At 38.2% G+C, this 348-nt stretch carries 1 protein-coding gene; it reads right to left on the bottom strand.

What is annotated here, in order from left to right:
• On the bottom strand, positions 1 to 265 hold a 265-nt coding region (locus tag L991_RS17830), incomplete at its 3' end, for a hypothetical protein (RefSeq protein WP_231550572.1).
• Between the last annotated feature and the right edge of the window lie 83 nt (positions 266 to 348).

Here is a 348-nt window from a genome sequence, read left to right as displayed (position 1 = left end):
ATGCCAAATAAATCCGAATATTGTCGCCAACACCTCCACCTGCATAGGAAATTCTAGGGATGCGATATAAATTTCCCGAGGCGCATGCTTCAAAAACCAATTGTTTTCTTACTTCCTCAATTTGTTCAGGAGTTGGTGGGTTTTTTCGACATACAGATGGGTCAAGGCGCGGTTGCTCCGTGGCTTGCGGTATTTTTTGCGACTCCTGTTTGCACCCAATCAATGAAAAAACAATTACTACCAAGCAACTAAAATGATATTTCATCATTCTTCCTATAAATTTAAATCCAATCCGAATTTATATCAAATATTCCTTCTAGGTTTTTTAGATTAACCCAGGAATTGATC

The sequence above is a fragment of the Chitinibacter sp. ZOR0017 genome (genome assembly GCF_000799095.1).
Lineage (GTDB): Bacteria > Pseudomonadota > Gammaproteobacteria > Burkholderiales > Chitinibacteraceae > Chitinibacter > Chitinibacter tainanensis.
Note: the sequence above shows the minus strand (reverse complement) of the source record. Positions and strands in the feature narration are given on the sequence as shown.